The sequence below is a fragment of the Calothrix sp. NIES-2098 genome (assembly GCF_963875125.1).
Lineage (GTDB): Bacteria > Cyanobacteriota > Cyanobacteriia > Cyanobacteriales > Nostocaceae > Aulosira.
Window position 1 is genome coordinate 5,011,616 of sequence record NZ_CAWNKJ010000001.1, and the last position, 22,832, is coordinate 5,034,447.

General features: G+C 40.6%; 25 protein-coding genes. 11 read left to right on the plus strand and 14 right to left on the minus strand.

Annotated elements, in window-relative coordinates; all coding sequences use genetic code 11:
- Window positions 1-202 precede the first annotated feature (202 nt).
- Genes AACU33_RS21030 through AACU33_RS21050 form a run of 5 tightly spaced genes read right to left on the minus strand, consistent with a single transcriptional unit; the run spans window position 203 to window position 7,398 of the window.
- Window positions 203-1,696 carry a radical SAM/SPASM domain-containing protein gene (locus AACU33_RS21030; protein ID WP_096590494.1) on the minus strand — a complete coding sequence of 498 codons (1,494 nt, stop codon included), beginning with the start codon at window positions 1,694-1,696 and terminating at the stop codon, window positions 203-205.
- Window positions 1,689-4,463, minus strand: coding sequence for a tetratricopeptide repeat protein (locus AACU33_RS21035; RefSeq protein ID WP_096590495.1), 2,775 nt, complete (start codon window positions 4,461-4,463; stop codon window positions 1,689-1,691). The genes AACU33_RS21030 and AACU33_RS21035 overlap by 8 nt, the downstream gene beginning before the upstream one ends.
- Window positions 4,464-4,474: 11 nt before the next feature.
- Complete coding sequence (locus tag AACU33_RS21040) at window positions 4,475-6,139, minus strand: hypothetical protein (protein ID WP_096590496.1); 1,665 nt, start codon at window positions 6,137-6,139, stop codon at window positions 4,475-4,477.
- Window positions 6,140-6,156: 17 nt separating this feature from the next.
- Window positions 6,157-7,050: a trypsin-like peptidase domain-containing protein gene (locus AACU33_RS21045; protein ID WP_096590497.1), complete on the minus strand. Its 894-nt coding sequence runs from the start codon at window positions 7,048-7,050 to the stop codon at window positions 6,157-6,159.
- A gap of 6 nt (window positions 7,051-7,056) precedes the next feature.
- Complete coding sequence (locus AACU33_RS21050; protein ID WP_096590498.1) at window positions 7,057-7,398, minus strand: CU044_2847 family protein; 342 nt, start codon at window positions 7,396-7,398, stop codon at window positions 7,057-7,059.
- A 483-nt stretch (window positions 7,399-7,881) separates the two neighbouring features.
- On the opposite strand from AACU33_RS21050, the gene AACU33_RS21055 reads away from it, so the two are divergent.
- Window positions 7,882-8,175, plus strand: a complete 294-nt coding sequence (locus AACU33_RS21055; RefSeq protein WP_339376185.1) for a hypothetical protein — start codon at window positions 7,882-7,884, stop codon at window positions 8,173-8,175.
- 52 nt (window positions 8,176-8,227) lie between these two features.
- Here the strand turns inward: AACU33_RS21055 and fraD are convergent, their stop codons facing one another.
- Both fraD and fraC read right to left on the minus strand, forming a co-directional pair.
- Window positions 8,228-9,265 carry a septal junction protein FraD gene (fraD, locus tag AACU33_RS21060; RefSeq protein WP_096590499.1) on the minus strand — a complete coding sequence of 346 codons (1,038 nt, stop codon included), beginning with the start codon at window positions 9,263-9,265 and terminating at the stop codon, window positions 8,228-8,230.
- A gap of 62 nt (window positions 9,266-9,327) precedes the next feature.
- Window positions 9,328-9,876, minus strand: coding sequence for a filament integrity protein FraC (gene fraC, locus AACU33_RS21065; protein ID WP_096595332.1), 549 nt, complete (start codon window positions 9,874-9,876; stop codon window positions 9,328-9,330).
- Window positions 9,877-10,110: 234 nt separating this feature from the next.
- On the opposite strand from fraC, the gene AACU33_RS21070 reads away from it, so the two are divergent.
- The 3 genes from AACU33_RS21070 (at window position 10,111) to AACU33_RS21080 (ending at window position 13,233) form a co-directional block, all read left to right on the plus strand.
- Window positions 10,111-11,247: a cob(I)yrinic acid a,c-diamide adenosyltransferase gene (locus tag AACU33_RS21070; RefSeq protein WP_096590500.1), complete on the plus strand. Its 1,137-nt coding sequence runs from the start codon at window positions 10,111-10,113 to the stop codon at window positions 11,245-11,247.
- A gap of 401 nt (window positions 11,248-11,648) precedes the next feature.
- Complete coding sequence (locus AACU33_RS21075) at window positions 11,649-12,248, plus strand: hypothetical protein (protein WP_096590501.1); 600 nt, start codon at window positions 11,649-11,651, stop codon at window positions 12,246-12,248.
- Window positions 12,249-12,894: 646 nt separating this feature from the next.
- Window positions 12,895-13,233, plus strand: coding sequence for a KGG domain-containing protein (locus AACU33_RS21080; protein WP_096590502.1), 339 nt, complete (start codon window positions 12,895-12,897; stop codon window positions 13,231-13,233).
- Between the two features lie 299 nt (window positions 13,234-13,532).
- Here AACU33_RS21080 and AACU33_RS21085 read toward each other — a convergent pair whose 3' ends face one another.
- Complete coding sequence (locus AACU33_RS21085) at window positions 13,533-14,681, minus strand: alanine--glyoxylate aminotransferase family protein (RefSeq protein WP_096590503.1); 1,149 nt, start codon at window positions 14,679-14,681, stop codon at window positions 13,533-13,535.
- 138 nt (window positions 14,682-14,819) lie between these two features.
- Between AACU33_RS21085 and AACU33_RS21090 the strand changes: the two genes are divergently transcribed.
- Window positions 14,820-15,215, plus strand: coding sequence for a DUF1499 domain-containing protein (locus AACU33_RS21090; RefSeq protein WP_096590504.1), 396 nt, complete (start codon window positions 14,820-14,822; stop codon window positions 15,213-15,215).
- A gap of 504 nt (window positions 15,216-15,719) precedes the next feature.
- Complete coding sequence (locus AACU33_RS21095; RefSeq protein WP_096590505.1) at window positions 15,720-16,925, plus strand: response regulator; 1,206 nt, start codon at window positions 15,720-15,722, stop codon at window positions 16,923-16,925.
- Window positions 16,926-16,958: 33 nt separating this feature from the next.
- On the opposite strand, the gene AACU33_RS21100 is transcribed toward AACU33_RS21095, so the two are convergent.
- Together AACU33_RS21100 and AACU33_RS21105 are read right to left on the minus strand one after the other, a co-directional pair.
- A complete protein-coding gene (locus AACU33_RS21100) occupies window positions 16,959-17,750 on the minus strand; it encodes a class II glutamine amidotransferase (protein ID WP_096590506.1) in 792 nt (263 codons plus the stop codon).
- 72 nt (window positions 17,751-17,822) lie between these two features.
- A complete protein-coding gene (locus AACU33_RS21105; protein WP_339376186.1) occupies window positions 17,823-17,954 on the minus strand; it encodes a hypothetical protein in 132 nt (43 codons plus the stop codon).
- 138 nt (window positions 17,955-18,092) lie between these two features.
- Here AACU33_RS21105 and AACU33_RS21110 point away from each other — a divergent pair, with 138 nt between their 5' ends.
- Genes AACU33_RS21110 through AACU33_RS21125 form a run of 4 tightly spaced genes read left to right on the plus strand, consistent with a single transcriptional unit; the run spans window position 18,093 to window position 19,351 of the window.
- A complete protein-coding gene (locus tag AACU33_RS21110) occupies window positions 18,093-18,590 on the plus strand; it encodes a hypothetical protein (RefSeq protein ID WP_096590507.1) in 498 nt (165 codons plus the stop codon).
- A gap of 11 nt (window positions 18,591-18,601) precedes the next feature.
- Complete coding sequence (locus AACU33_RS21115) at window positions 18,602-18,970, plus strand: hypothetical protein (RefSeq protein WP_096590508.1); 369 nt, start codon at window positions 18,602-18,604, stop codon at window positions 18,968-18,970.
- Window positions 18,970-19,098 carry a hypothetical protein gene (locus AACU33_RS21120; RefSeq protein ID WP_339376187.1) on the plus strand — a complete coding sequence of 43 codons (129 nt, stop codon included), beginning with the start codon at window positions 18,970-18,972 and terminating at the stop codon, window positions 19,096-19,098. Before AACU33_RS21115 ends, AACU33_RS21120 begins: the two co-directional genes overlap by 1 nt.
- Window positions 19,091-19,351 (plus strand): hypothetical protein, encoded by a 261-nt coding sequence (locus AACU33_RS21125; protein WP_096590509.1) that lies wholly within the window; start codon window positions 19,091-19,093, stop codon window positions 19,349-19,351. The genes AACU33_RS21120 and AACU33_RS21125 overlap by 8 nt, the downstream gene beginning before the upstream one ends.
- A gap of 174 nt (window positions 19,352-19,525) precedes the next feature.
- Here the strand turns inward: AACU33_RS21125 and AACU33_RS21130 are convergent, their stop codons facing one another.
- The 4 genes from AACU33_RS21130 to AACU33_RS21145 all read right to left on the minus strand — a co-directional run bounded on the left by AACU33_RS21130 (window position 19,526) and on the right by AACU33_RS21145 (window position 21,653).
- A complete protein-coding gene (locus tag AACU33_RS21130) occupies window positions 19,526-19,870 on the minus strand; it encodes a hypothetical protein (protein ID WP_096590510.1) in 345 nt (114 codons plus the stop codon).
- A 61-nt stretch (window positions 19,871-19,931) separates the two neighbouring features.
- Window positions 19,932-20,222: a hypothetical protein gene (locus tag AACU33_RS21135; protein ID WP_096590511.1), complete on the minus strand. Its 291-nt coding sequence runs from the start codon at window positions 20,220-20,222 to the stop codon at window positions 19,932-19,934.
- A gap of 286 nt (window positions 20,223-20,508) precedes the next feature.
- A complete protein-coding gene (locus AACU33_RS21140; protein WP_096590513.1) occupies window positions 20,509-20,982 on the minus strand; it encodes a hypothetical protein in 474 nt (157 codons plus the stop codon).
- Window positions 20,983-21,203: 221 nt separating this feature from the next.
- Window positions 21,204-21,653 carry a hypothetical protein gene (locus tag AACU33_RS21145; RefSeq protein ID WP_096590514.1) on the minus strand — a complete coding sequence of 150 codons (450 nt, stop codon included), beginning with the start codon at window positions 21,651-21,653 and terminating at the stop codon, window positions 21,204-21,206.
- Window positions 21,654-22,491: 838 nt separating this feature from the next.
- Here AACU33_RS21145 and AACU33_RS21150 point away from each other — a divergent pair.
- Window positions 22,492-22,722: a hypothetical protein gene (locus AACU33_RS21150; RefSeq protein WP_339376188.1), complete on the plus strand. Its 231-nt coding sequence runs from the start codon at window positions 22,492-22,494 to the stop codon at window positions 22,720-22,722.
- The last annotated feature ends 110 nt before the right edge of the window (window positions 22,723-22,832 follow it).

A 22,832-nucleotide genomic window follows, 5' to 3' on the forward strand; every position in this document is an offset into this window, starting at 1 on the left:
TTCCACTAGTTCAATTTTCCCGCAACTCTTCTGACTCGATACTCTGAACTCGTATTCTAAACATCTTCTGGTGCAAGATTCTGTTTTAACTTCTGACTGATTTATTAGTTTTTATTATATTTTAACTCTCAGTGAGCGATGTTACACTAGTTTTTTTTAATACGAATTTTCTGCAAAATCTTGCTTAAATCAAGTTTTTGGTCTATTGATATTTAACAAGTCGCAAGCCTTCTAGTCGAACAGCTTCAGGATAGAGAGCTTTGTAAATATTGCAATTTGGAGATTGAATATCATAACGACCTGTAGCCTTAAAAGTTGCTAGAGGGCAACCACCTGTACACCAGTATTTCCACTCACATGTACGACAGCCTTCTTTTTCCTCAACAGATAAATTCTGAATGCCTGCTTTATCTTGTCGCACAACAGTTAAAGGATCTTGAGTGTTAATTGAGGATACTGTTTTATCTAGCTGCATCTGGCATTTGGCAATTTTCCCTTTGTAATCAAATACAAGATAGCTTTGCCCAACTCCACAAGTTCGTTGATGAGGAGATGATAAATTGGCACGATCGATCAATGAACCGAGCAAACTACGATTAGGTAATTTCAATTCGATAACTTTGAATGCTGCTAACATTCCCTCAATCAGCTTAGATTCTTCTAGTTGCAAGTCCTCGTGGGAAGCTGAGAATTCGTTTTCGCGATAGAAATTTAAACTAAAAGGTAGATTATATTCTAATATCCATTCAAGTAAGCTAGGTAATCCTTCGGCGTTACGCCCACTAACTGTAATGGAAATATCTGGTATCAAACCATTTTGTAAAGCAATTTTAATGCCTTGTTCAACATCTTGAAACGATCCCTTCCCGCCTGCATAAAATCGTTGCATATTATGGAAATTTGATAATCCATCTAGTGAAATCATCAGGCGCAGATTCAATGTTTGGAGCATCTCAATAATCTCAGACGTAATCAATGTTCCATTACTGAGAACAACTCCATCTAATATGATGTCTGTTTGCTGGCTAAGGGATTTAGCATATAAGTGCAAATCCTTAATTAAAGTAGAACATAGTAATGCTTCTCCTCCTGCATATTTGAGTTTGACACGGCGGTAACGATTTAAGCTGGCAGAGCGAAATGTAGATTCAATAGCTGCTTTGCCTATATCTATTGACATATCCTTTGCTAGATGAGGTAGGTAGCAGTAGTCGCATCTTAAGTTACAGCGATCGGTGATATGCAACCATGCTGTTAAAGTTTCTGGTATTTCTTTTAAATTAAATGAGTAATGATTTTTAGGCACAATTAAACGTGCTTGATATAGTTCCTGAATAGCTGTCTGTAAGTCTGTTGTTTCAATTTGGGGATGCTCTATTGCAATATCATGTAAGTTATAAGGATTTGTAAATAGATTTAGTAAATATAGTGCTGATTGATTAAGAACTGCTATTTTATGATCACTACCATAACAGATAGAATAAGTATCATCTAAATTCATGATCTGCGAGTTGTGAGCTTTGATAAACTCTGTCTTAAACATTCCCAGAGATAACTGTTTATCTGAACTTAATTCTGCTAAAGGTGATAAGTCACAGGCACAGTCTCCTCCGTCACAATCACATTGCCCAGTTGGTACACAGATAGAATTGAGAGATACTAAAATTTTGGGTCGAGCGATTTTTTTACTAAGCATGAAAAGATGGCTGTTTTGTTGCACGGATTCTAGTCAAAAACATTTGTTGATCGCACCATTCTTTAAGAGCTTTATAATCTTCCCACTGCTCTTGAAGCTCCTCGATTTGAGTTTTAGAAAGTTCTACAGGCAAGCGTTCGATTTTATTTTGCAGCAGATTTAGCTCATGTTGGAGTGAATAAGGCCCAAAACCTCCATGCTGAAAGATTTTGGGTATCCCTTGAGCATATTTCCTAAAGGCAAAATCGTAGTTCGCTTGTTGAAACTCAACATCACCTTGTATCCGTAAAATTCGACCAAAATATAGTCTATGAATATTTTCATAGTATTGGAAGCGATCGCTAAGTTCTCGTGCATAATTTGAAATATTCTCATAGGCTTTTGTATAATAATCAAACTCAGCTTTACCTACCAAGCTATCAATGGCATATCGGATGTCATTGTATTCTAAACTAGTCTGGTACGAGCGATTGTTGAGTTTGAGAGCTTGTTCTTGCAGCGAGCGATCGCACCTTTGAAAGCCAAGATGCCAATAGACACTGGCAGTTCGGCGCAAAATTTCTGGTAATTCCTCTTCAATTCCGTATTTCTCTGCCAGCTTCAGGCTTTGTTCTAAAGCATCTTGAGCAAGACTTAGCAGATTGAGATCCCACTTTATTTGTGTCACATCCCAAACAGCTTCATTTACTATCTCGGCACTAAACCAATGATTTAAGCCTAATTGAAGGTATGCCCTACATAATATTCGATGATCGTTTTCCTCATTGTCGCAACGGTTTAACGCTCTCTCAAGTAGCTGTTTAGCTTTAACATAATTACCACGATCTACCGAAATAGTAGCAGAAGCAATTTCGGCATGAGCTATTTCGCGTTTGCTCTTAACACTCGACCACATATCAATAGCAGCCTTAAAACACTGTTCAGCCTTTACATAATTTTTTTGTTGTCCGTATAAATATCCTAAGTTATTCTGAATGCTAGCCATAACTTGAGTTAAACCTTTGTCAGGGGTTTCAACTTTCATAGCAGCATCCCAACCTAGTTTGTAATATTTTTCAGCTTCCTTGAAGTTATTAAGTTGTCGATAAAGATAACCAACTTGGTTAGCTACACCAGCAATAGCAGATGATAGCTTTTTCTCTTGAACTAAGGATAAGCACTCTTGCTGATATTTCAAGGCTTCATCATATAGATGTAACTTGGTATTCAGCATTCCCAAGACATTATAAATATTTGCTTGAAGAGAAGAATCAAAAGATTGTTCCGATAACATTCCCTCTAGCTTTCTCACATTATCTTCTGTTGCATTCTTGTCTTCACGGGCGCAAACAAGCTTTGCCTCAAAAATAATCATTTCCAGTTTTTGATCGGAGTTAAGCTCTGTTTCAAATTGTTTTGCAATTGCCAACAATTGATTGACAAAGCTAAATTTCTTGGATTGACGGCGTATCCTATCAGTAACTTCATACCAAGTTTTAAAGCCTTTTTTCGGCTCGGCGTATAAAGCATTCTCTAGCCATCGTCTAGTATTGAATTCCCGCAGTTGTTTCACTTCCTCAGTCAGAAATGAATCATCAGAATAACTTTGAAACTCGAATATGCTTTTTTGCGGCCCTAACTCATAATCTTTTTGCTCAAAATATTTAGCAGCAATCCGACTATCTCGCTTTCTCCATTCCAAATCGGGATCAATATCTGTCCATACATATTTATTAACCAAATCACGCACAATATCATGCAATGATATTTGAGAACTACCCATTACTGATTTAATAAAAAAGTAACTCTGGGCATCAATAAATAATTTTTGAGCATCTTCTTTTGATAGTTCTAATAAATTAGCAATATCAGAGCTATCTAATGGGTAGATGCGTGAAAGCAACAGGACTAGCCGATCCATTGATGTTCGCAGCTGCGTCAGATGTCGAACCATCTCAGCTTCAAATCCACCAATTTTTTCCAACTTGCTGGGAATAGTTTCTATATCTTCACTTTCTAACCAATCTGGTATAACTTGCCGATAAGCATACTCAACTCCAAATTCAATCATGATGGGGCTACCACCAGAAAGAACTACGATCTTTTTAGCCAAGTCTTGTCCAAGAGTAAAGTGAAGCTGCTCCTCTTTGCAAAGAATGTATTTCTGCACATCCTCATGAGTAAATTCATTTAACTCTAAATAAGTTAATTCTTCTTCTTTGAATGACTTCTCCAGAATTTGATGGGCAACACTAGGACGGCCTGCCAAAATAAATACAATGTTATCTAGTTGTCGGCAGAGATCGCTAATATACTCCCAAGCTTCTTTTTTTACCTCTGGTTGTCCTAACTTCTCAACCGTATCAATTAGAAATACTAGTCTCTGTTGTCTAGATTGTCGATTAATTGCATCTACAAGAAACTTTTCCAGTTGTTTGCGTTCCTGTTCGTATGCAGTTTTACTAAGACGGTTTTCATCTTCTCGTAGTTGTCGTAATTGGAGCAGCCATTTTTGATATGTACTATCGTACAATTGTTTGGCAATTTGAGTGCATAAATCTCCTACATCCTTAAAAACAGGAATATCGCAATCAATAATTTCGCTTGTCCCGATCTGAACTTGGTTTAAACGGCATTTTAATGCATGAAGCAGCCAAGTTTTGCCAATTCCACCTCTGCCTTCTACCAAAACGATATGCCGTGTATTAGCCTCTTTTACAATAGAAATAATTCGGTTTAGTTGTTCTTCACGACCAACAAACTCTAATTTATCTAGTTCAGACATCATAGACTCCTGAGTTAGTTATTTTGAATTGCTTCATCAAGCTTCTTAATTAAATCTTTATAAGGCCGATCGTTATATTCATCATTGTGCAGATAGTAATTAACAATAAATTGAAATTCCCAGTCGTGCTCTATTTCAGATTTCAGTGTTGAAAGAAAGTCATGGATTTGCTCTCGATCTGTATTACGGAATATGTCAATAGTTTCTGTAACAGTTTGTTCAAAAAAATCTTTGTGGAGTTTTTGCCGATAAGCCAGACTATCAGCACCAGAATTGATAAAACCAGCGTGTTGCTGAAGACTTTGAAACAAATACTGCATAGACCAAGTACCCGCAACAGCAGATTCATTCTTTGATTTGCGATCGTGAACATATTCCCAGCAAATTTTAGCCGCTTCGCCACAAAGCTCTCGAAAGATATCTGGCGAACTTTCTTTGAGAAGACCAATAACTAATAGTCGCCTGGTCATGCCATCTTTGATAATCGTTTTGTCACGAGTAAATATAGATGTCTTGGTTAATTCAATATTTAATTTAAAACTATCATCACTGAAAGGTAGCTGAAATCTCCGAACGACTTCCTTTAATATCCAAGTGCTATTTAGTATAGGAAATATACTCAATTTTTCAATAGATTCATATAGATCTTTATTTTCTTTTGTTAAGCTTTCTTTAATCTGATCTCTGCATTTTTTCAGGGTTTTTTCCCATAATTTTTTCCCATAAATATTTAAAAACAGGTCAACCGTACAAGGACTACTTCGATAAACTTTTAGTGCTTCAGCAATCCCACCTGGATGTCCACCAGTTAAATATAGTAAATGTCCTGTCAGTAGAGCAAGACTTTCAGAAGTCATCTCGATTGGCTTGAGATATTTTGTTGCTGTATCCTGAATCACTTCCAAGTTAAAAGGAGAGAGTGTTAGTTCAGAGAATATCTGATATTCTAAAGGGATATTAATTAAACAGCGAGATGCAATGATAACTCGAAATCTACTGTAATTTTCTTTAAATAACTGTAAGTCCTTCAAACATTTTTCAATTCTCGATATAAATTGCTTAAAGTCCTTAAAAATTTCGTTTAAACGTTGCTTTTGTGGGGCACTGCCATCCAGATCGATTAGCAGCACAATACCTTTTTGATTCTGAGATTGCCATGTAGCCCACCAATTATTATGTAATAGTAAGCCTAAACGCTCTCCCCAACTTAATTCATGCCCTTCTGGCAGCGTAATTTGGAGAGAATTTGCTAAACGTTTTTCTAAGTCTTCAATACTTTCATAACTAGACATAGAAGCATAAGCACAGCACCATTGTAATTCTTGAAAACGCTTTTGTATTTGTTTGAGAAATTCTGTTTTTCCGTAACCTTCAGGAGCAGTTACTAAACGATAAGGAGGAGACTTAATTGCTGTAATCTCACGAATTGGGGCATCACGATTAGTGAATGGAATCTTATCGAGTTCAACTTGCTCTGAAGATTCTCGATTTAGCTGGTTTAATTCGGATTCAGCTTTTTCTAGCGAATTGAATTTATCGTTCAGTTGCCTTTGCAATTTATTTTTATCTACATCATCAAGAGTCCGCACTATTTGTTTGCTAGTAATTTCAATTTCAGTTGTTAAATGGGCTATTAACTGCTCTAGATGATTCTTTCGTAAATCTGAAGAATTTGTCATAGCATTTAGGTAGTAAATTAATGACTCATGGCATTAAGTTCGCTTTCTACTTGCTCAAGGTCTTGCAGTATGGTATTGATTTGCCGTTGGATGATATTGCGATCGCTCGCGCTGAGTGTATAGTTCAGTTGGTTGTAAGCTGCTTCATAATCACTGCTCAAAATTTCAAAGCGTTGTTGCAAAGTTTTGATTTTGAGTTGTTGTACCCGGCTTAAATTTGTTTGGGTATGTGCATTTGATGAAATCGAAAAAGACATTTCATCCCATGCTTCCATCAATACATCTGTAGGAATCATAAAAGCAGTCTTGATATCTTCTCGCTGCTTTTCCGCCGCTACTGCCATACCAACCACTGCTAAAAGGGTTTCATCCCATATAGGCGCACCACTAAAGCCTGGTTCTATCCTGTAGCCAGTTACCTTGCTATCTTCGAGTTGCACCCATCTCTTTCCTTGGCTATCTCGCAACACACCTGTGGCCCAAACGCCATCATTGTGTCCGTTAGGAAAACCGAATATGCGGAAACGATGCTCCCAGATATTGCTAGCTCTTATAAGCTTGATAGGTTGGGCTTCTTTAGGTAATTGCCCTTCTATTTGCAAACCTGCAATATCTTCAGGCTCAGAAGTTGATGCATTGCTGACAACGGGTTGCCAAAAAACAACTTTAGCTTTGAGTTTTTGGCCTGATGCAATTAAAGGAAAATCTAAATAAATATCATGACTAGGAGCTTCAACTATATCCTGTGGTAAAGATATAGCTGAGGTAATAACGTGAGCGCATGTCAGGATGTAATTTCGACTTCGCCCGGAGATTAAAAAACCTACACCAACTACCCCACCATTAGCATGGAAAATTCGGGCGATCGCGGACCTAAAAGTTTGAATATAATTATCTCTACTTGTTACCATGCGTTATTATGCCTTGTCTTGCTTCCATTTCAAGGTAATTTCGTAGTTCGCTTCACCACTTACAGAAGTAAAAATTGCACCCGCCGCTGCATTTAACTTAATGCCAAATTTCACCTCTATTTCATCGGCAGGTGTATTCAGCTGACTCAGTTTGGTGATAATTGCTGAAGCTACAGGTTGTATTTGATCTAATACATCATCGAATTTCTTTTTAGCTTCAACAACCATTTGTCCTGTGTCTGGTCTGGCAACACGTACAAGAGCATTGCTATTTTCTGGCTCATCAACTTCAGCTAAAAACTTCGTGCCATCTTTGAGAGAAAATTCTGTGATTTGTTGCCGATTCATAGTATAATCTTTTATTTAAAACTAATAGTGTGATGCGTTGATAATCAAAAGAGTTGGCAATTTTTTTACATAATCCTATCCTTCTCCTATCTCATTCAAGCTTCTACCAGGATTCTGGCTTCCTCACCTCGTCTCCCTATCTTTGGATCGCTACCTATCCATAATTTGTTTATTGGCAGGCTACTTGAAGTTTGTGAAGTTTGTGAATAAACTGACCTACTTCATACTGCTTGGGTGTAACAAGCTGCCTGATGCTATGTAATAGATTTAACCAGTATTATACAAAACATTATACTAGCTATATTTGCTGCTTTACTTTAATTAGTAATTTTACTCAGTAAAATACATAACTCTTAAGTATGTAGTTAACTTCTTGTTATATTTCCGCCCTGAATGTCTAATTGCTATGTGCAGAGATGCGTGACATAAAAGTTGTTCGTAGAGGTAGTAGCTTATTTTACTTGTTACTCATCTCCTCCTAGAATGCCTTCCTGCCAGCCCCCACAAGAAAGGGTAACAGACCCCGATCGCATCAGTAGTAGTAAAAAATTAAATATACATTTGTCAGAAACACCATCCTGTAGAGTACTGAACGAAGTCAAGCCTAGCAATCGCAAGGGTGTTAGGATTGCTACTCTACCTTGCGGGAAAGACTTCGGCGTTAAGCGAACCTATACCGCAGGCTTTACGCTTCGTACCCTACCCTGCGGGAACGACTACTCTGCGAGAACGCCTTCGGCGAACGTCGAACGGGAATGCCAAGGGCAAACACAATGACATAAATAGTTTTGCGTGAGTATTAATACTGATTGATTATTTTGGCACTTCCTCAGCCTTGTGCTGGAGGTAGATCGTTAGTCCGTTTAATCCTCGGATCGCAATCAACTTCTGCGATCCGAGGATCGTCTGATTTTTGCGCAGTGGATTTGTTTGCAGATGCTGCAATTGGCCCAATCTCACACGACTTCTGCAAATAATACCCACGTGGAGAGGAACTCGGCCCAATCCAGATAGCAAAAATATTTAGTAGATAATCGTCTTTACTTTTAGGATTAGGATTGGTTTTTTGCGTTACAATCCGCCAAAATTCCCTTACTTCTTTTTGTTTGAGACGTTTTTCTTGAATTATTTCCTGGGTCAGGTTTTCAATATTAGTATTGGCATTTTGTAGCCATCTTTCTACCTGCGACCAAGACTGTTTATTTAATTGTCGCTCTAATTTTGGTTGCAGTTCTTTGAGAATTACAGTGCCGTTAAGTGAATTGTTAGTTGGAACTTCTGTTCTTACAACAAAGGTACTGCGGTTAAAATTATCTGACAGCACGCTAGGATATTCTTCTAACCAATTATTGACTACAAAGTAAAACTGAATCCAGCAACTGAGAACCATGCAGCTAGCAACTAGGACTACAATTTTTTGGCGGTCTTCCGGTTTAGGAAGTTGAGCTTTAGCATCAGTACCACTTCCTTCAAAAAACTCTGGTATAGCAGTAATTAATGCGGAAATTGTCGGCCACAGCACAATGGTTCCTGATGTAATTCCAGTTTCTTGTTTGCCAAAAGCAAAAACACTAACTAAAAATCCAGTAATCACTGCTCCTACAGGCATATAAGTCCCAGGAACTCTTGCTGGGTCATCGGTAGTATACCAAGATGTCCCAGCTATTAAAAATAGCCAACCAAAAAATGCAATTGTATCCTTGATCGCGCCAGTTGCAAAGGATGATATCGCCCAAGAAAACAAACTCAAATAGAGTAATGTCTGCCAGGAATAAGCTCTATCTGGAACAAAGAACTTTTTAATTCCTGCATAAACATCAGAAATAAATCCGGTTAAACCTAATAAGTCTTTAAATAATGTGTTCATACTTGAACCTCTAGCTTATTTAGCGATCGCTATTTTTTCTGTAGCCCAATTTCTGAATACTTTTATTTCATCCGAATCAGTAAAACAAAAGTTATCGCACTATAACTCAAAGAATTTGCAATTAACATAGTAGAAACTAACTTATTACTAATTAATTTAGCTCTGCCCATATAACGCCACTTCTGACGTTCAATACTTGGTGCCTCTTCAGATTTTTTACCTAGGTCTTCACTCAAGGCCAGCGAGAAGACCCTTAAGAGCAATAATTTAACGATGAATGTACCAAAGAAAATTATAAAGGCAGTCAAAATAATGTAAGTTGGCGTATTAGACGATTTAACACTATTGAAAAAGACAAAATTCATTAATTCTGACTTTAAATATAGTGGCAGGATTGGCTCAACCAGAAAAAATACTATCCAACCGATAACGCTGGAAAATAGATTGATAGAAATGGCATAAAAAACGCTGGTTTTTTTGTCAAATTTTAATCTAATATTGAAACAGTATGCCTCTATAGCGATGGCGATCAACAAAAATAAAAGATCGAATAAAACTGCACCAACAGGCAAAACCCTAGGAAGTGTCCATTCGTCAAATAGGTCAAACATAAAGTTGCAACTGTAAGGGTTAACTTTAGAGAGTATAACTGCGATAGCTACGGTGATGGGGGCAATTATCTCATTGTTCTTGCCTTTTCCCATCTGGATGTGCCACTATGCTGCTACTTATTTTATTAATACATTCTCCTGAATCTGGTACGTAAGTGCTATGATAGCTGCTCTACCAGAGAGTACAAGAGTTTCGTTAAGATTAAAAACTGCTAAATTACAGCTTTTTGACAGATGACAAGGAACGGTATCGGTATTCGCACGGCGCAAGTGCGTCCTGAACGGCTTACTGGTCAAATTCATGTGTACGATGGTGCGGGGAAAGGGAAATCCCAAGCAGCTTTAGGGGTGGTTTTGCGCTCGATTGGCTTGGGGATAAATACACCGAGCAATTCCAACCGCGTTTTATTATTACGATTTTTAAAAGGCCCGGAACGAGATTATGACGAGGATGGAGCAATTACCGCCTTGCAGCGAGGGTTTCCGCATTTAATCGACCAGGTGCGGACGGGAAGAGCAGAGTTTTTTGGCCCTGAAGAAATCACTGCCTTTGACTGTGCTGAAGCAGCTAGGGGATGGGATGTAGCCAAAGGTGCCATCGCCTCTGGTTTGTATTCAGTTGTGGTTCTAGATGAAATTAACCCCGTTCTAGATTTAGGTTTGCTCCCAGTCGATGAAGTGGTGCGGACACTCAAATCTAAACCCCAAGATTTGGAAATTATTGCTACCGGACGTGCAGCACCGCAACAGCTGCTCGATATTGCCGATTTGCATTCAGAAATGAAGCCTCAACACCACCCAACAGCCAAAGCCCTGTTGATTGAGGGAATTGAAATATACACCGGTGCAGGGAAAGGTAAGTCTACCAGCGCCTTAGGTAAAGCGTTGCAAGCCATAGGTAGAGGAATAAATCATCCCGGTTCTACCCGCGTGATGATTATGCAATGGCTCAAAGGTGGTAGCGGTTACACCGAAGATGCGGCGATCGCGGCCTTACAACAATCATATCCGGAAGTCGTCGATCATCAACGCTGCGGTCGAGATGCGATCGTCTGGCGCAATTCTCGGCAAGAATTGGACTACGTAGAAGCCGAAAGAGGTTGGGAAATAGCTAAGACTGCGATCGCTTCTGGATTGTATAAAACTATCATCCTTGATGAACTCAATCCCACCGTTGACCTAGAATTACTCCCCGTTGAACCAATTGTCCAAGCCTTGCTCCGCAAACCACGGGACACCGAAGTAATTATTACTGGTCGCTGTCAAAATCAACCTTCATACTTTGATTTAGCTAGCGTTCATTCGGAAGTATATTGTCACAAACATTACGCCAATCATGGTGTAGAGCTAAAACGGGGCGTGGATTTTTAAATTAGTCATTTGTTATTGGTCATTGGTCATTAATTCTTTTTCTGCGTCCCTGCTTCCTTGTTCTCTCTAGGGGGAAAGCCAGTCGCCTGCGGAAGAGGACAGTTGCACAGCAAGGTTTCCCGAATTGAGGCAGCCCTGCACCCTTACGGGTTTCCTACCTAGAGCGCTTTCTCACCTTGTCTGCCTTCGCAATGCTCCATGACGGCAGTTGCTACAACGGGGGGAACCCCCGCAACGCACTGCCTCCCCTATGCCCAATTCCCCATTCCTTATTTTCAACTAGACCATTGGTAGCAATGTCATTGTATTAATTCAATACAAATTAACAAGTAATTTCTCTAAAGCCTTTTCACCATTTTTTCAATTAGTTTTTATTATCCACCTAGAAAAATGGTTAAAACGTGCTGTACCGTAATTTACTTACATTACCAGTTGTTCTAGCTGTTTTGGGCAGTACACTTCCGGCTGCTGCTGTACCCTCTGAGGTTTTTACTTCCCAATTGCCAGAAATTCAGCAAAACCTACCACTTGGGTATGGAATGCGCTTACCCGATCGAATTCGTTTAGGTAACGATAGCAATCGCGATTTGTTGAGTAAACTGATTGTGCATCTTTTTCCTAGCACTACACCTCGCGGCTTAACTTTGGGCTTGTTTAGTTGTGAAGATACGGCAAAATGTTTAGTAGGCACTTTTAGCGTGTATCGCCCTGATGCTGTTAGTGTAGTAGGGGATTTTGCTAAACACAAAAGTACAGGTGATGTAATTTCTTTATCAAAAGATATTAAAGGATATTTTTTGGATGGAAATATCCAAAACCCACCACTACCTTTTTCTTCGCTAATGTGGCGTCAGGATGAATTAATCCACACAGTCTCGTTTCCTGCGAAAGAAAGGCAAAATATTCTCTTGATGGGTTATTCAATGGTACATCAGCCACCGATTCGCCACAGCCATGCAAAATTAAAAAGGCCAGAGCCAATATTCTCGTTAGTTAAATAACTTGGTTTAACCCCTAACTATACCCTAATGGTGATTGGATTGAGGAGCAAAAATGGTTTAGGCTGAGTTTATACACCTAATTTCTCAAAAGGTGCAAAATGCCAGAACCAGATAAGAATATTTTAAAACTCGATCCAGGTACGTTAGTTTTGATTGTCTCGATCCTGATCCTTTTGCCTCTGCTATTAGCTGGGTTTTTCTCACAATAAGCTATGGAGAACCGAGGATTGCTCAGACGTACTCTCTACTAAATTATTGTTGAATTTGTTAGTAGTGCGATCGCGCTGTGCAATCTATCTCCTTGAGCTTCAGAATCATGCCATTCAAGGAATTTTCCAGATGAATACTATAAGCAAGCTCTGCAAAAACATCAATTGCTTGCTGATTGAAAATCACTCAATAACTATCTATAAGTTTTAATCTTAAGCTACCACGAATTCATAGACAAAATATTATTTTGCTGCTTCTACTAATGAGCATATATCTGTAGTTGTGTTTTAGACATAAATGATTCTCCCCAAGGAGACATGAATATCCCTGAGTTAAATAGCTAACTTAAAAAAAGATTATTGGACAGAAGAAATCAATACAGGTTTCTACTGGCTAAAAAAATCAAAAGTTTTAGTTAGCAACAAGGAGTACTAAAATGTCAGATACAAGTAAGCGTGGCTTTGCTTCTATGGATGAAGATAAGCAGCGTGAAATTGCCAGCAAGGGTGGTCATGCTGCTCATGAAAAAGGTACTGCTCACGAGTTCACATCAGAAGAAGCTCGCGAAGCTGGACGTAAGGGTGGCGAAACTGTTAGCCAAGATAGAGAACACATGGCTGAGATTGGCAGCAAAGGTGGCAAGAGTTCTCACAAAGGCAGCGGCAAAGGCAAAGATAACAGTGACGATGATGAAGAAGATGAAGGAAAGGGCACTCAGGGTGGTACATCCGAGCAGCATTCCAAGGCTGGAAAACAAAGCCACAAGAACGAATAGGCCGATTGAGCAATTTTAGTTAACAGCTGCCTGGTAACTAAAGCAGGGTGCATCATCGCAAGTTAAAAAGTTAGATTATTTTTTTCAACTCCTGCCTAAAAGCCGTTTGACATTACTTTCTTAGAGGAAAGTAAGGTTAAACGGCTTAATTTATGGAAGTCGGTGGGAAACTCTATCTCCATGTGAGTCGAGAGGGACAGCAGCCCGGCGGCTTGGGGTATAGGACATAGGGCATGGGGCATTAGTGATTCTTCCCTTCCCCATACCCAAACACTCCATTCCCTTGGGGGTGGAGTTTTTCATTTAGGTAAAACTTGCCGCAGTGCTTCTAAAAGTCGGTCAACACTTTCCTTACGGCTATTGAAGCCCATAAGTCCTACGCGCCAGACTTTACCAGCCAATTCGCCCAGACCTCCGCCAATTTCAATGTTATGTTCGTTGAGTAACTGGCGGGCAATTGCCTTGCCATCTACTCCTTCGGGAATTCGGACTGTAGTAAGTGTTGGTAAGCGGAACTCTCGTTCAACGTGCAAACCCAGCCCTAAATCTTCTAAGCCATCCCAAAGATACTCTACGTTCTTTTGATGACGTTGCCAGCAATTAGCCAGTCCTTCCTCGGCTACTAAACGCAATGCTTCCCGTAGGGCATAGTAGAGATTAATCGGAGCAGTATGGTGATAGATGCGTTCGCTACCCCAATATTTACCTAGCAAGTTCATATCTAAATACCAGTTAGCAACCTTGGTGCGGCGCTGTTGCAATTTTTCCATTGCACGGGGACTCATGGTAAAGGGTGAAGCACCAGGCGGACAACCTAAGCCTTTTTGGCTACAGCTATACGCGAGGTCAACTCCCCAATTATCTAAAAATATTGGCACACCGCCTAGACTTGTAACTGTATCCACTAACAACAGCGTGCCATATTCACGACAGACATCAGCAACTCCCTCTAAGGGTTGGCGTGCGCCAGTGGAGGTTTCAGCATGAACTAAAGCGAGAATTGCTGGCCGATGAGTTTCTAGGGCAGTGCGGAGTTCCTCTAGTGTAAAAACTTGTCCCCAAGGTTTGGTAATAGTACGGACATCTGCGCCATATCGTCCAGCCATATCAACGAGACGATTACCAAAGTATCCAGCTACACCTACTAACACCACATCACCGGGTTCGGTAACGTTAGCAATAGTTGCTTCCATTGCTGCGGTTCCCGTACCGCTGACTGCTATTGTTAGGGGGTTTTCTGTTTGCCATACATAGCGCAGCAGGGACTGAATTTCATCCATGATTGCCAGAAAAGCTGGGTCAAGATGCCCAAGTGGAGAGGTATTCATCGCTTGCAGCACCGCAGGATGGGCATTGGATGGCCCTGGCCCCAACAGTAAACGGGATGGTGTTTCTAAAGGTGCAATTTGTAATCTCTGACTATCGTTGATTGAGACTGTTGGCGTCATGATTTGTTTTTGGATATACGGTTCTTACCGGATCATAGAGCGATCGCATCACCGTTGTTTGATTTTGTTTGTCTGATTGGGACTAGGCGCTCTGATAGAGTGAAATACAGTTTCACCAAAATATTTGCAGATAAAATTATGATTTTTGCAGGCAAACGACCAAATAATTTAGGGGTGAACAACGGCAAGTTAGCCCCCTGTCCCAGTAGCCCTAACTGTGTCTCCAGCCAGTGTACAGATGCAGTTCATCAAATTGCTCCCCTGACTTTCACATCCACCCCAGAACAGGCGATCGCTAATCTTAAAACTATCATTGAGTCCTTACCCAGAACTCAGATCATTAGCGAAAGCCCTGATTACTTGTATGCAGAATTTAAAAGTGCCTTGATGGGATTTGTGGATGATGTCGAGTTCTATGTAGATCGCAATGCAAATGTCATCCAGGTGCGTTCGGCTTCCCGTTTGGGTCAAAGCGATTTAGGCGTCAATCGCCAACGCATAGAAACTATTCGCGCCAAGTTCAACCAAGTGTAGTCATTTCAGAGTGGCGTCAAACGTCGCTCTGACTGCCCTGAAAATTCATAATTATAAAAGCCAAACTTTCACAGGATTTCTGGGTTTGGATCTGTTGTCGAATGTTGGAGAATTAGTATAAGTTCTAGATTTTCGATCGAGTTATACAGCTTGAAGCACGATGAATTTCTGTTTTGTTTATATAATTTTTATATTGTTAATTTTTATTTAATCTCCATCTTCAGAATTTCCTCATCTTCTATACCTATTATCAACCTAGAGAGCTAAGAAATTAATAATTTTGCTATTGTGACTAAAGTCATGTATTTTTAAGAATTTAAAATTAAGTATTTAATCCAAACTTCTCTAATTGATCGTCCTTTCTCCAAGTAGTTAAAATCTCAGGATTTCCACGGTTGTAACTTATTTTAATAAAAATTAATATAATGATGTTAGGTATGATTCTGGCTTTTTAATTAGCAACCAGATTTTCCAGGGTTGACTGACTTGATAAAGGAAAAAAGGATGAGTAATCCAAAATCTATACTAGAATTTAACAAGATTTTGAATGAATTTAGTAAATGTGCCCAAATAAAATTAAATGGGCATTTAAATATTAAGAGTTCCCAAGGAAGAAAATGGACTTTTTATTATCGTTCAGGACAGATAATTTGGGCGACAGGCGGAACTCATACTTATAGAAGGTTGCGGAGAAGTATTGTACAAACTTCTTGCCCAATTGATATTAATAATATCCAGCTAGATTCTCAGGAAATATCAAAAGATTATTGGGATTATCAATTACTAGAATCTTTATATAAAAGGCAAGTAGTTAAACAAGAACAAGTTAACGCGATTGTAGAAAAGACTGTAGCGGAAATTTTATTTGATATAGCTCAAAGAGTAAATAGTGAAGTTTTGAGTTGCGATCGCAATCCCGGAGTAATATTAGAAGCACCAATTAGCTCCATAAATCCACAGATATCTTTCAAGCAAATGCAAGATTCTTGGCACAATTGGTCAAAAGCTGGGTTAGCGAGCGTGTCTCCTAACTTAGCACCTGTACTGCGTAAACCTCAGGAATTGCAACAGCAAGTAAGTTCATCTGTTTATAATAATTTTGTCAATTTAATCAACGGCAAACATACACTTTGGGATTTAGCCGTAAAAATGAATCAGAGTGTATTGCCTGTAACGCGTTCTTTGCTTCCCTATATTAATCACGGAATCGCAGAACTTGTAGAAGTACCGGACTTGCCTTTACCAGTTAGTAAAGTTCAAAACAAATCTACTATTACGCCAGCAAAAACATCAACTATACCACTGATAGCTTGTGTAGATGATAGCCCACAGGTGTGTAAAATTTTGGAACAGATTATCACCTCTAAGGGTCTGAGGTTTATCGCCATTCAAGATCCAGTGCAGGCTCTACCAATTTTGATGCAAACTAAACCAGACTTGATTTTTTTAGATTTAATTATGCCAGTTGTGAATGGTTATGAAGTTTGCTCGCAATTACGTCGATGTTCGTTTTTGAGCCAAACACCAGTGGTGATTTTGACAGGTAGCGATGGGCTATTCGATCAAGTTCGATCTAAGGTATTCGGTGCTACAGAATTTATTACCAAACCAGTAGCATCAGAGAAAGTAATGGAAATGGTAAATAAACATCTATTTGCAAAAACTGCTTCACAAGTCAAAGGTCTATCTAATTTAGCGATTGGTTACTAAAGTGAGGACTTAAGTCCTCACTACGAAAGTTTTTTATTTGATTTCATTCGGAAAATTGGATAACAGAGGTAAACCATCCTGGAAAACTAAAAGTTCACCTGGTTGGATAATTGTCCAAATTTCATTGTCTGTGAGAGGAGTAGTTGTAATCACAGCAACGCGATCGCTTGGTGAAGTCAACTCCCGAAAATCGACAGTCATATCTTGATCGATTAAGTGAGCAGCAGCAAAGGGTGCTTGACGCACAATGTAGCTCAGTTTAGTGGAACAGTAGGCAAAAAAATGTTCTCCATCCGATAGCAGGTAATTAAACACGCCTGCTAATGCTAGGCGATCGGTAACTTGACGCAGCACTGGATATAGTTCCTCTAGCGGTGGCTTACCTTGAGGAAAGCTTTGGCGTAGAGTTTCTAGGATGACACAGAATGCTTTTTCGCTGTCTGTGTCGCCTACAGCTTGGTAAAAGCCCATATTTTCCGGCACAAAGTCTGGCAAATTACCGTTATGAGCAAACACCCAATATCTTCCCCAAAGTTCTCTTTGAAAAGGATGACAGTTTTGTAAGGCAACTTTACCCTGAGTCGCTTTGCGAATATGGGCAATCACGTGTTTAGAGTGGATGGGATAGCGCCTTACCAAATCTGCTACTGGAGAAGTAACAGAGGGTTTCTCATCCAAAAAAATCCGACATCCTTTTTCTTCAAAGAAGGCAATACCCCAGCCATCGCTGTGATCGTCAGTTTTTCCTCCCCTAGCAGAAAAACCTTCAAAAGAAAAGCAGATATCTGTTGGGGTATTGCAATTCATTCCCAGCAGTTGACACATCTTCAAAAACCTGAGGTTCATCTCTGGGATTACAATACCTTGTCTGCCAGGGGTTTTCTCTATCGGCTGACACTATTCTGCAACCACTAGTGTGTTTTTACATTGTTTGTTACCAAAGTTTACACTAAATATCAGCTTCTCCGGCTGCGGGCGTTGGCTGCCAATAACGGGTAAAATCGCCCATAATTCCCCGGAATTGACCATTGTCAGCCTCTCCGGCTGCGGTCGTTGTCTCCCCCTGCGTATCACACTAAAATATTAGTATAAAAAGTAACTATATTTTATGAATTTAAGGTATAATTAAAATAAAATGTTATGAGAACACCCTGCAAGATTTGCTCTATGCCGGAAGCTGTGAGGGCGATTGTGGATGAGTATTTGCTATCTGGCATGGAGTACAAACATATAGCTAAGTATGCGGAGGGTGAGGGGTTTAATATTAGCCCTGCTAACCTGTCAACGCATAGACATAAACATTTAGAAGCGGCGATCGCAAACAAAAGAGCGATGGTTCATGAGGCAGAGGGTGATCCTGAGTTACTGCCTATGAAAGAGTACTTTAAAAAGCTAATGGCTTTTACCCAACATTTAACCCTTGCTCAAGCAGTTTTTATCAGTAATCAACAAAAAAGCTACATTTCCGGGGGTCGGGGGGCGGTACTACTCAGAGATGTTGAGGTATTTGAAAAATTGGCTAACCTTTCACTTAACTTAAAAGCTTCGGTTAGGTTTGATCGGATCGAGGAAGAAGCCAAAAGAGAAAACCTGGCTAGATTACTGGACGAAACGTTAGCTGATTTAGCTGCTGTAAATCCCAATCATCACATTGAACAGGCTTGAGGAGCTTTTAAATGGTAAAACCCAGTGAAAGAATCATTGCACTACCCCCAGAAGAACTGTCACGGCGGTTCATAGAGCTTCGGCGGCGGATTGTCACCGAGGTGGAAGCCGTGGAATTTCAACTTGTCGAGGTGTTACTTAACAAACATATCCGCCTAGAGGCTGTTCGGGAAAGCCGCCGCGATGTTAGCCGTATTCTTGCGGGTCTTCCCCCGGCAGAAATCCGGTTAGATGCCGATGACCCCGCCGCGCTTTTTCTCGCGGATTGCGATCGGGATATTGAGCTACTTTGCCAGGGATACGACCGGATAGCGGAACCCCTAGCAGCGAAGGATTACACATATAAAATTAGCCACACCCCAGCGAAGGTGAGTTACTAATGAAAATTCAAGGACAACCTAAACTGACCGACCTACAGCAATACCAACTCCGACAACGCCGGGAGATGGTTACTAAAATTCACACTCAACTACAGGAAAAAATTAATGCAGATAAGCGGAGTGACTGAGATCGTAATACCCTACGAGCGATTAAAAGTTCAAAACACCGGGGCTATTACCTTGTATTTGTTGGCTGATGGTTTCCAACCCAACGCCGCGCAAGCTAAACGAGTATCTGGGTGGATAATTCCCCCTGGCGGCGATGTTCAACTTTATGGAACAACATTCTTGTTCACAAACTTTGTGATAGGAAAAAAGGGAAAGCTTGTAATCTATCCCATCGGCGCGGCTGACGGGGATGTAACACTGAGTCAAATATAACACTTGCTTGCATAACCTTGGTCTGATGCTGACTGACGGTAAGTATTGAAAATGCCTCATATTTACTGGTTTTATCCCTGTTTCTTGTCTGTTGAAATTACTTAAAGTTAGTAGTTTTATACACAATAACAAAACCCCCGGTTATCGGGGGTTTTGTTATCGGTTTAGTTTTCCTCAGACAAAACTCAATACTTCCGAATCGTAGGCGGGAATCTTGGCGATCGCCTGTTTGAACACCTCGACATTTAGGAAAAATTTCTCTGCTATTAGTTCAAAGATGATAGACCCGGAGTAGTGTTCGTTGATTATCAGGTGTGTTGTGTGCCAGTCGTTATCTGAGTAAGCAAACACGCTGTAATCTTCATGGGGACTGGAAAATTTGAGTTGTACCCCCTCATCGTTGTGGTTTAATTCCTGGGTGAATAGGTCATGTTGGTGGAAGAACTCGATCATCTCCCGTGTTGCAGGGCTGGCGATGTGTTGCAGGTATTTTGTTAGTTCTTGTCCGGTGTGTGCCATGTTGGTAAAATTTAGGTAACTTTGACTTAATGCCCAGTGGTTCACCCTGCTGGGCAGCTTTCTATGCGAGTGCGCGATCAATGGTTTTTGTAATGCCCCGCGCCTTTGTGATGCACTGAGACAGGTTTTCTAGTGGTAATACCCATTGAGTTAAACTATTTTCCCCGCGCCACAGGTCAGCGTGTAGGGTGGTGTACGGGGCTGCTGTGGTCAGCACAAGTGGGTAATCTTTCTTTACTTCGCAGATAACCACCCAGCTTTCAGGGGTGTCATCATCATCACAATCGCAGTGAAGGATTACTAGTTTTTGATCGATGATTGTGTTCAGTATTTGCCTTGCGATCGCTCTCATTGTTTTATGCTCCCGTAGAATTCCACGATTTTGGAAGCTGCTTTATACAAATCCCATAATCTTTGCACCTTGGCTCGGTGGGTAACGGGGTGTTCACCTGAAATTTTAGGTATGTACCGATTCTGTATTAAATCAACCCAATCAAGTAATTGTTCGTCTGTCCACCCTTCGAGATTAACCCTAATACACCCTTCGATAATTTCCCTTCCGAGGCTTGGGGGATAGTCTGCGCTAACCGCTTCTGCTTCGCAAGCAAGGATACACCTTTTTAGTTTTTCCTGTCCGTTCACGCTGCTCTCTCCTGTTGTTTAACTGCGATAAACTCACGGGCTTTTTGATTCATCTCCCGTAGTTCCTCTGTGGATAGGTCACTGCGGTACTGAAAATTTAGTTCTAGTTCCGCATTCTTCGCTTCGATCCTTGCGATCGCCGCGCCCTTGTTCACATCCCGGCGTTTTCTTTCCTGGGTAAGTAACCATCTGACCCCGTTGGATTCATCTAGGAGAGGTTCCCAGCTATCCCGGCGGCTAAGGTTACGGCGATCGCCAATGGCAACCAGCAGGGCTTTTAACTCTGCGGTTGTGGACAGTCCCAAAGAGGTTAGGACTTGCGCCTTGATCGTTTTCAATGGCGTGGGTTTCACCTTGGCGGCTCTCTTCGCTTTTTTGACCTCAACTTCCTCTAGGGCTTTGACCTCGCTGGGTAGCAAAGGCATTGGACAGGGTAACGACCACGAATCCCAATCAAAACTTCGGCGCATATCCTCGACCTCTCTCTTTGACCATGTAACCAGTATAGCAGTTACAGTTAATTTTGTGTAACAGTTACAGAAATAATTTTAGATATTTTCCGAGGGGCGGGGAGGTGAAATATACCTAATAAAAAGACCCCTTGGGCGGGGTCAGAGTTGGTTTAATGCATCTTTCAGTATTTTGTATGTCTTTGATTGCTTGCCTAGTTTATACTTCACCGCGATTTGGTTCAGGACGCGATCGCGGTCAACTGCTCCCCCGGCTGGTTATCTCTACGCATTAATAACTCTGTCAAGTTTTTAATAATTGCGTCTTTCTCGGCTAACGCTTCCCTAAGCTTCTCTACTTCGCTCTTTCTCTCTGCAAACACCCCTGCTTCTACATCCTTGGTGTATGCCTTATCCATTGCCGCCAAAGCCCCGGCTAATATGTCTGTAATCTCAGTAGGCAATTTGTCTGCCAGATTGCCCACGTAAGCCCTGTACAACTTCCCTTGGCGTTTCTTGTAAGCACTCCACAGATCGCCCCGGTCACGGCGAATGGTTATTGATTCCTCCCCTCGCTCATATCGGAAGGATGAAGCTTCAGCTAGGAACTTTGCCCAAGCCGCCGATCCTATGGGGTTGACCTCTCCCCCTATGATTAGCTGGCTGTCTTTTACTACTGGTAGTGCTTTCATACTTTTTGCTGTAACTCTGTAACTATTCTACACCAGTTACATGGTTAAACCAATGACCGCCGTCGAGGCGGTTTTATTTTGGCTGTACCCCTGCCCCCGGCGATATTTTTGGTTAGGTATTGACATTTTTAGTTAAATAATGGCTGTACCCCTTGCTCTGTCCGGGTTTAAAGGTACTGACAACATCTTAAATCGTCACCCATTTTTCTTAAAAGTAAGAAATGAAAGTAAGAAATAACTAGGAGTACTGGCTGTGAAGCATTGATAGCAATACTTGTAGGAGCCTCGACCGCCCAACACTATTGCGCGGTCGTGGTTTTCTTACTTTTGTTATAAGCATCATGATGGAGCTAGCCATAATGTAACCAGTTGTTAAGAAGTGGTTGTTAACATACGCAGATAAAAACTTAGAAATTTGACATTTCTTTTATTTTTTAAGTCATAGTGTTTCTAAAAATGCTTGTTGCTAATTTGTGGTGCATAAGCCGTGCATAAGCCGTGCATAAGTGGTTGACAAGTGGGGTACAGTGGGGTAACTTAGGGGTGTTGACACCCGTGCATATACACGGGCATACCTTGTAACTTTGGTGCTTTCCTAAAGAAATCACTGAGACATCAAGGAAACAACTTTAAAGAGGTTTTTCACGGCTATCCGCTTCTTAGCCGATGAAACTTCTTGACATAGATATTTTTGCTACTCTAATATGAGCATTAACTGTAAAACCCCTGGCTTAAGCCCCCAGAGGTTTTACAGTTAATCTATTTACAAACTATTACCAGATATAGTTTAGCGACAGATATCTGGTGATTACTCTACACATCAAAAAGGAGTAACAAGATGATGTTAACATCGTCAATAGTTCCTGGCAAGAGTCGTCAGGTACTACAACTTGAGTTGCCTTTGTTTACCCTCAACGTCAGTAATCATGGGCTTGCTGATGATTTAGTTTCTGCGTCAATGCGTAAGCGTCAACCCCGGCGTATTTGTGCCCGATCTGGGTGTATGACAGAGGTTCGGAAGAAAGGCGCAAGAATATGTAGTTACTGCCGAGAAGGGAGAAAAAACTAAAGATACTAGCTGTTAAAATCACTAATCTATTTCCCTAAATTGTTTTATCACTTTAGGTACTAGATATAGCTGATTGATTTTGCTTAACCCATCATAGATAAAGCACCTCC